This window comes from Chloroflexaceae bacterium, assembly GCA_025057155.1.
Taxonomy (GTDB): Bacteria; Chloroflexota; Chloroflexia; order Chloroflexales; family Chloroflexaceae; genus JACAEO01.
Genome location: JANWYD010000187.1, coordinates 1 through 503 on the forward strand (window position 1 = coordinate 1; position 503 = coordinate 503).

Here is a 503-nt window from a genome sequence, read left to right on the forward strand (position 1 = left end):
GCATCGCCGATCTGGTGACCGAGCACCTCGACAAGAGCGGACGTGTCGTCTCCGACCGCGAACGCAATCGCCTGATTCGCCTGGCGCAGTCTGAACTGCTCGGACTCGGACCGCTTGAGCCGCTGCTCGCCGATGATACGGTCAGCGAGATCATGGTCAATGGTCCATACCAGATCTGGGTCGAGCGCAACGGCAAGCTGCAGGAAACCGATGTTCGGTTCACCGATGAAGACCATGTGCGGCGCATTATCGACCGGATCATCTCGCCGCTCGGTCGGCGATGCGACGAGACAACACCAATGGTTGACGCGCGTCTGCCCGATGGCTCGCGCGTCAACGTGATCATTCCACCGCTGGCGCTCAACGGCAGCACCATCACCATTCGCAAGTTTTCACGCATTCCGCTCACCGCTGCCGATCTGATTGCTCGCGGCACCGCATCGCCGGAACTGATGGAACTGCTGCGGGCATGCGTGCTCGGACGGCTCAACTGCATCGTTGCT

1 protein-coding gene is annotated in these 503 nt (G+C 61.2%); it reads left to right on the forward strand.

Translation table 11 applies throughout. The features are described 5' to 3' along the window. Nucleotides 1-503: ATPase, T2SS/T4P/T4SS family (locus tag NZU74_20925; GenBank protein MCS6883785.1), on the forward strand; the 503-nt coding region annotated here is incomplete at both ends.